At 39.6% G+C, this 7,216-nt stretch carries 7 protein-coding genes and 1 pseudogene; all 8 read left to right on the top strand.

Going from position 1 to position 7,216, the window contains the following annotated elements:
- Positions 1-436: 436 nt before the first annotated feature.
- Positions 437-523, top strand: a pseudogene (locus PUQ00_RS31650) (DUF4351 domain-containing protein); the annotation flags it as partial.
- Between the two features lie 313 nt (positions 524-836).
- Positions 837-3,467 carry a bifunctional aconitate hydratase 2/2-methylisocitrate dehydratase gene (gene acnB, locus PUQ00_RS31645; RefSeq protein WP_300423867.1) on the top strand — a complete coding sequence of 877 codons (2,631 nt, stop codon included), beginning with the start codon at positions 837-839 and terminating at the stop codon, positions 3,465-3,467.
- A 57-nt stretch (positions 3,468-3,524) separates the two neighbouring features.
- Positions 3,525-3,971 (top strand): DUF29 domain-containing protein, encoded by a 447-nt coding sequence (locus PUQ00_RS31640; RefSeq protein WP_300423865.1) that lies wholly within the window; start codon positions 3,525-3,527, stop codon positions 3,969-3,971.
- A gap of 425 nt (positions 3,972-4,396) precedes the next feature.
- A complete protein-coding gene (locus PUQ00_RS31635) occupies positions 4,397-5,596 on the top strand; it encodes a hypothetical protein (protein WP_300423864.1) in 1,200 nt (399 codons plus the stop codon).
- 347 nt (positions 5,597-5,943) lie between these two features.
- Entirely contained in the window at positions 5,944-6,153 is a 210-nt protein-coding gene (locus tag PUQ00_RS31630) for a hypothetical protein (protein ID WP_300423862.1), read from the top strand.
- Positions 6,140-6,412, top strand: a complete 273-nt coding sequence (locus PUQ00_RS31625) for a type II toxin-antitoxin system RelE/ParE family toxin (protein WP_300423860.1) — start codon at positions 6,140-6,142, stop codon at positions 6,410-6,412. The genes PUQ00_RS31630 and PUQ00_RS31625 overlap by 14 nt, the downstream gene beginning before the upstream one ends.
- A 24-nt stretch (positions 6,413-6,436) precedes the next feature.
- The gene (locus PUQ00_RS31620; protein ID WP_300423859.1) at positions 6,437-6,673 is read left to right on the top strand and encodes a type II toxin-antitoxin system MqsA family antitoxin; all 237 of its coding nucleotides are present in this window, start codon (positions 6,437-6,439) and stop codon (positions 6,671-6,673) included.
- Positions 6,674-6,753: 80 nt separating this feature from the next.
- Positions 6,754-7,101, top strand: coding sequence for a hypothetical protein (locus PUQ00_RS31615; RefSeq protein WP_300423858.1), 348 nt, complete (start codon positions 6,754-6,756; stop codon positions 7,099-7,101).
- Positions 7,102-7,216: the final 115 nt, after the last annotated feature.

The raw sequence follows: 7,216 nt of genomic DNA, 5'->3' as shown, positions 1-7,216 counted from the left end.
TTTGACTTTGCCACTCTTCAGATGTACGGAGCTTGTTCAAAACTCAAATAGGATTCCTATATATAATAAAACTTTCATTAACCCAGAACTTCCGCAATCTTAAAATTGGATGACCGAATTCTCAAATTATTACAAGTTAAGGCTTTTTTGCGACGGGAATCTAAAGCTAATAAAACCAAACTTCAAAACTCAGAAATTCCCAAATTGTCAGTTCTTACACCAACCATATCTGAAACTGGATTATCTAGCTAGGACTTACGCACTTATGACGAAAAAATAAGGCTTTGCAATTGCTTCACTACCCTGCGGGAACGCTAAAAGCGAACGGTCGCAATGACGAAATTACGTTATTGTTGCGTAAGTCCTGCTAGCTTTGGAACTATGCAAAAAGACGGTTGGTTGTCGGGAGTACATTTTCTCCCCGATGCATTGCGGACAGCAATTGTGGAATTTAGGAGAAGCATTGCTAGACTTTTCTAGCGTTGCTGATTTAGAAACTTGGTTAAACCAACAATCAATCTAATTCATTATTACTACACCTTGCGACTAAAAGTCGCAGCTATACAGACTTGTGTTGAGCCGGAGTAGAAATACAAAACCCACCAACCTGGGTTAAAACCCTTCATTTCCTCTTACTCCACGGAGGTGGACTTTGTTTGTGTAGTAGCAAATTCCATTCGCCCAATACTTTTCAAACTTTCAGTATAAAAAAACTTGCTAATAACCGATTACCAGAAAGGCTTTCAGTAAGAAAAGTAAGCTAAACTTTTATAGCCAAGTATTGCCTAAAAGTATTTCATAATTAAAGGGAGAAAATCCCAATGGAGAACATAAAAATGCTGGAATCATATCGTAAACACGTTGCTGAAAGAGCAGCACTCGGTATTCCCCCTTTGCCATTGGATGCGAAGCAAACCTCAGAATTATGTGAATTACTGAAAAATCCGCCAAAGGGTCAAGAGGAGATATTATTACATCTATTGAGCGATCGCGTTTCTCCTGGTGTTGATCCAGCAGCTTATGTCAAAGCTGGATTTCTCACCGCCATTGCCAAAAAGGAAATCACCAGTCCCTTGATTTCGCGCATAGAAGCGGTGCAATTGCTGGGGACGATGGTAGGTGGTTACAATGTGCAATCTTTAATCGATTTGCTGCAATGGCCCACCGTATCCCTCTCAGACTCTTCTGAAACACCTCTAGTGATGGGCGGACAAGGAAAGGAACCCATCGCCGCCTACGCCGCTAACGCCTTAAGCAGAATTCTCTTGGTGTACGACGCCTTTCACGATGTTTTGGAGTTATCAAAAACCAATCCTTTCGCCAAGCGGGTAATTGACTCCTGGGCAGAAGCTGAATGGTTTACCATGCGTCCCACAGTACCAGAAGCTATCACTGTCACCGTTTTTAAAGTTCCTGGCGAAACCAATACTGACGACTTATCCCCCGCCCAAAGCGCCACCACTCGCCCAGATATTCCCTTACACGCCTTAGTGATGTTAGAGTCACGGCAACCGGGAAGCTTGGCAACCATTGCCGAACTGAAGAAAAAAGGGCATCCTGTAGCTTACGTGGGGGATGTAGTTGGTACAGGTTCCTCGCGTAAATCTGCCATCAATTCGGTATTGTGGCACATGGGAAATAATATACCTTTTGTACCAAACAAACGCGCTGGGGGTTATGTTTTAGGTGGTGCGATCGCGCCTATCTTCTTTAACACAGCAGAAGATGCCGGTGCTTTGCCTATTCAGTGCGATGTCGCCCAACTAGAAACCGGCATGGTAATTACCATCCATCCCTACAAAGGCGAAATCACTAATGAAGCAGGCGAAGTTATTTCCACATTTGCCCTCAAACCTGATACCATCCTTGATGAAGTCCGCGCAGGTGGACGCATCCCCCTACTTATCGGACGTACCCTCACCGACAAAACCCGTCAAGCACTTGGTTTAGAACCCAGCACAGTGTTTACCCGTCCCCAGCAAGCCTTTGATACAGGCAAAGGCTACACCCTAGCCCAGAAAATGGTGGGTAAAGCTTGCGGATTACCTGGTGTGCGTCCCAGCACATCTTGCGAACCCATCATCACTACTGTTGGTTCTCAGGATACCACAGGCCCGATGACCCGCGACGAATTGAAAGAACTCGCCTGTCTTGGTTTCAGTGCAGACTTAGTGATTCAGAGTTTTTGCCACACTGCTGCTTATCCCAAACCAGTAGACATCCAAACTCATCACGAACTCCCCGACTTCTTTGCCTCTCGTGGCGGTGTTGCCCTCCGCCCCGGTGATGGTATCATCCACTCCTGGTTAAACCGGATGCTGTTACCCGACACCGTGGGAACTGGCGGCGACTCTCACACCCGCTTCCCCTTGGGTATTTCCTTCCCCGCCGGTTCTGGATTAGTGGCGTTTGCTGCGGCTTTGGGTGTCATGCCTTTAGATATGCCAGAGTCAGTATTGGTAAGATTTAAAGGTAAATTGCAACCAGGTATCACCCTGCGGGATGTCGTGAATGCCATTCCTTACGTGGCAATTCAAAAAGGTTTGCTGACAGCAGAGAAGCAGAACAAGAAAAATGTCTTCTCTGGGCGAATTCTGGAAATAGAAGGTTTGCCAGATTTAAAAGTTGAACAAGCTTTTGAACTCACCGATGCTAGTGCCGAACGTTCTTGTGCCGGATGCACAATTAAGCTGAGTGTAGAGACAATTTCTGAATATCTGCGTTCTAATGTCGCGCTGCTGAAAAATATGATAGCACGAGGCTATCATGATCCGCGTACCATGCTACGCCGTGTGGCAAAGATGGAAGAATGGTTAGCAAATCCCGTGTTATTAGAAGGCGATGCTAATGCGGAGTATGCCGAAATAATTGAAATTGATTTGAACGAAATCAAAGAACCAATTGTTGCTGCTCCCAATGACCCCGATAATGTTAAATTATTATCAGAGGTTGCTAATGATCCAGTGCAAGAAGTATTTGTCGGTTCTTGTATGACAAATATTGGTCATTATCGGGCAACAGCGAAAGTTTTGGAAGGCGCCGGAGAAGTGAAAACTCGCCTGTGGATTTCACCACCAACCCGCATGGATGAACATCAACTTAAAGAAGAAGGTGTATATAGCATTTTTGGGGCTGCGGGTGCGCGGACAGAAATACCAGGATGCAGTTTGTGCATGGGAAATCAGGCGCGAGTTGCTGATGGCACAACAGTGTTTTCTACCTCAACCCGCAACTTCAATAATCGCATGGGTAAAGATGCGCGAGTGTATCTTGGTTCAGCAGAATTAGCCGCAGTTTGTGCGCTGCTGGGACGGCTTCCGACAGTGCAGGAATATTTGGATGTTGTAGCGAGGAGAATTCATCCTTTTGCAGATGATTTGTATCGGTATTTGAACTTTGATCAAATCCTCGGTTTTGAGGATGAAGGGCGCGTGATTTCTAAAGAGGAGCAGGCTTTGTTGGTATAGTTTAATTAGGTGGGTGTTATGCCCACCTAATATTTAGCGTTTCCCAGAGGAATATTAATGACCAGTCCATCTTTTATAAATGAACAAAATCTCTATGAACAAGACTTTTACTTGTGGACACAAACAATTGCCCAGCAGTTAAAAGAAAATAATTTTAATCAAATAGATATACCTAATCTCATTGAAGAAATTGAAAGTATGGGGAGAAGTGAAAAACGCGAGTTAAAAAATCGATTAATTGTGCTATTAATGCACTTACTGAAATGGCAATATCAACCAGAAAAACGTAGTGAAAGTTGGCGCAGTACTATTTCTGAACAACGTATCTGTATTGAAACATTATTAGAAGATAGTCCGAGTTTGCAACCTCTACTTGCAGAAGTATTTGAAGATTGTTATAAAAAAGCTCGTCTCAAAGCATCTGATGAAACAGGGATTAAATTAAATTTTTTTCCTAAAGAATCTCCTTTTACATTAGAAGAAACTTTAAAAAATAGCTATTAAGTTGAATAAATGAATTTTTACACCGTTAGATATGGGTGCAATAGAAATTTTTCCTGCTTATGTTTTGCGGATTTTTCGACAGTTTGAGTTGACAAATGAAGAAGTTGAGAGTCTGTTAACGGGACTTAAACAAAACAGGAAAGGTAAAAAGAGTATAATGGGACTTAAACAAAAAGTAGCTCGAAAAAAGCCTCAAATGTATATACAGAGAAACTTTGACATCGACCTGCCTAGTTTATTGATATATCTGGGTTTCAAGCATTTTTAAGCCTTTGGTGTATTCTCCTTGCCCTATATGGGTTTGAGGCTTGTTTATACCCCAAAAATGTTTAAGTCCCGTTAAAATCGATTTCAGTATTTTTACTGTTAAATGTATTATATAAATACAATAATTTGTATGTAGATTATTGTAATTAAAAATTTTCATGCCCTACCTAAAATCAAAACATTTAACAACCAACTCGAAGAGACGGAATGAGGAGTCAGGCAAAGCGAATCGTAAATTAATTTACATTGGTGGACAAATTGGCTTTCAGTCTGAACAAGATTTAGAAAATTATATTGAAGCTTATTTCGACACAATATTTCCAGACTTGGTTTTAATTAAACGTCAACATAGTTTCAAAATGCAGCGTTGTGATTTACTATGCTCTAGTAAATTAGATAAACATGCAGTCATTATTGAATTAAAAAATGAAGAAGATAGAGGATTAGTATCTCAGCTAGTGAGATATCGAAAACTTATTTTACAAAATCAATCTTTTGCTGACCAAATCGATTACTCATTACCGATAAAATTAATCGCTATTGCTCCTAGTTTTCATGACGACAACTACATAGATAAAGAAGCATCAAAATTTGAAAATGATATATTTCTTTGGAAATTCCATGTTGAATATCAGACAACAGGTGCTAAATTCCAATTAAAAGGTAAGAACTATGATATTCTTTACCCTGTGTTTGGCTTACCTAGGAGCTTACATAATGAAGATTTACAAAGTACAGTCTTACCAGCTTTTACTCATAACTTTAAGAGTAAGTTGCCTGTAGATACTCATCAAAATTTTAGAATCATCAGAGAGCTTTTTATGGCTCAACCAAAAATAAAGGAAATGGTTAGCCCTACTTATAGAAAAATATTATATGGTACTGGTGAAGGAGAAAATCATAATAAACTAGCTGAAATAACTAATACAAGTAAAGGAATATGGTTGTTTCTTTGGTTGCCAACTAAAGTAAAAACTAAAATCAAGATTCCAGTAGCACGATTTGGTTTTGTATTAGCTGCAAATAACAGCCATTTTGCTCAAGATTCTGTCGTCGAATGGTTGGTGTGTACTAAGACTACCGTTAATCTTGAAGACAAATCTAATAATCATTTTTGTTACTCATTTAACAGGCATGGTATGACAAAATGGACAGATGCAAATATGTATTTATGTCAAGCCTCTAGTGATATAAATATAAACACTTTAGATTTATTCATCTATCTCCTGAAAGGTGCTACCCGTCCTTTTGATGATTCTATTTGGGAGTGGTGGAGGTCACAGCAAAGAAATACTCCTACTAATTTGGGATGGTATATTGATTTAGCCATTCAGACTTGGAACTATAGGATTAAGTAAACAACAGAAAATAAAAAACATATTTATTTCATAGATGTCAATTTTAGTCAAGCTTTAGAAGTAAAAGATAAATAATAATGTTTGAATATAATTGACTATTCTATCAGCGCGATCGCACCCTCGCACTTTGCACACAGACCTAACCCTCCAGCCCCCTTCCCTACAAGGGAAGGGGGAGAAATCCGGCTCCCCTCTCCGCTTGCCTAACGGCAGGCTGACGCCAACGGAAAGGGGTTAGGGGAGAGGTCAATCCATGCGATCGCGATAAACTGTTAAAATTTAATTACCTGACACCAAAATTTTAACAGGTGAACACCAATGGATTTTTACAGATAGGAGTTATTAAAATGCTTGAAGTTCACAAAAATTATGTTCTCGACGAAAATCAACAACCTATTGCCGTACAAATTCCTATCGCTGAATTTGAAAAAATTGAAGAAATTATTGAGGATTACGGTTTAGCAAAACTCATGGAGGAAGTAGAAGAAGAACCACTATCAAAAGATGAAGCAATAAAATATTATCAATCACTAAAGGATAAAAATGTGGCAAGTTGAATATACTAAGAGATTCTTGAAAGAACTTGCTGCTTTACAAGTTGAGATTCAAAGCCGCGTAGAAGCTATCGTGTTTCAAGAACTTGAATCAGAGAATCCGTTTGAATTAGGATATCTGGAAAAACTGAAAGGCTATAGTGATAAATATATGATTCGAGTTGGTGATTATCGTATTGGTATTACTCTTGATCAAGCAACAAAAATATTAATCTGCCAAAGAGTTGCTCACCGCAAAGACATCTACAGGATTTTCCCTTGAACCACATACTGTAATATTAAAATTATGAGCGATCGCACTCTGAGTGATATTTGTGGAAGTGAAGGTGTAAAAGTCCGCCGAATTACTAAAACTTACGACAAGGGTAAATATCTGCTAGTAATAGAAAACATTCCAGTAATAACCTGTACTCATTGCGGCGAAAGTTATTTAACTGCTGAAACTCTTCACAGAATTGAACAAATTAAAACTAACCGGAAAAAATTAGCTGTGGAACGTCCTGTAGAAGTGGCTAGTTTTTGATCATGAATAATTGCCAAAATTAAATATTGTTTCAGCTATTGTCTCACTAATAAACATTTATTGACTTCAACACAACAGTTTTGCGAAAGAGTGCGGGTTATTGGGTTGCTTTATGCTTAGAAAATGGACTGGTAGGACAAGGGATAAATCAAGAAGCAGCAATCAAGCAACTTCATGAAGCGATCGCCTCTTTTTTGTTAGTCTCTAAAATAGAACCTGATATTTACCATCGTTCACTCACTATACTTATAAGAAGAATTCAGAAATCAGTAGCAAAGCCGGAGCAGGGCGAAAGATCCGGTCAGAATAAAGCCAAGAATTCTGTACGAGTGGTTGATGAATATTGGTTAAAACCTTGCCCGAAGTTAAGCGAAAAAATTAAAATATTCTTCCTCGTTAAAACTCTATCCCTGTCTTACAAAGTTTAGATCGGCGGAAGCCGCCGCTCCGACTTTGCGCTTTATGGGTAGAGTATTCTGTATTCTGATTTATCGAACAGAATAAAGGTGCCAGTCGTCAGAATACAGGAAAGGTATTCTGTAC

This window comes from Nostoc sp. S13 (genome assembly GCF_029379315.1).
Taxonomy (GTDB): Bacteria; Cyanobacteriota; Cyanobacteriia; order Cyanobacteriales; family Nostocaceae; genus Nostoc.
The sequence above is the reverse complement of the archived record's forward strand: the minus strand, read 5'-3'. Positions and strand labels throughout refer to the sequence as shown.